This window comes from Sphingomonas sp. CCH5-D11 (assembly GCF_001557395.1).
GTDB lineage: Bacteria > Pseudomonadota > Alphaproteobacteria > Sphingomonadales > Sphingomonadaceae > Sphingomonas.
The window spans coordinates 1-588 of record NZ_LSKH01000347.1; the positions used below are offsets into that span (position 1 = coordinate 1).

The window sequence follows — 588 nt, forward strand, 5'->3', positions numbered from 1 at the left end:
ACCGTCGTTCATGCGAGCCAGGCTACACCGACGGTCAATGTCCGCAACTGGGCGACAGCTGCCCCTCAATCCGCCGCCATCGCCGCAATGCCTGGATCAGGGAACGGGCGTCCTTGCCTGCACCAGCCGCTTCGACATGCGATAATTGTGGATCGCTACGCCGCGCCGCTCGAAATCGTTGCGCGCATTGAGCGTGAAGCCGCGGCGTTCGAAGAGGGGGCGGGCGTTCTCGCTTGCCTCCACGTACAGGCGCGCGATTGCGTCGCGGCGCGCCGCTTGTTCCAGCGCATCGAGGATCGCGCCGCCGACGCCGGTGCCGATCACGTCCGGGTGGCAATAAAGGTGATCGATATGCCCGTCGCGCTCCAGATCGCCATAGCCGATCACGCGCCCGGCGGCGTCCTGCGCGACCAGGAAGGTGCGGCCGTGCGCCTGTTCGATGTAGCGATCGGGCGGGGGCGGCGCCGGGCTCCAGGCGTGCAGTTGCTCGGGCACATAGTACCGGCTGCCCGCGCGGTGCACGGCGGCGTGGAACAAGGCCGCGAGCGCCGGCGCATCGGCGGGACGAAACGGGCGGATCCGCATGTT

Annotated in this window: 1 protein-coding gene; it reads right to left on the reverse strand. The window is 68.5% G+C overall.

Annotation, left to right across the window (positions count from 1 at the left end):
* Window positions 1-96 precede the first annotated feature (96 nt).
* Window positions 97-588 (reverse strand): GNAT family N-acetyltransferase (locus tag AX702_RS20960; RefSeq protein ID WP_197420711.1); only part of this gene is annotated, 492 nt, incomplete at its 5' end.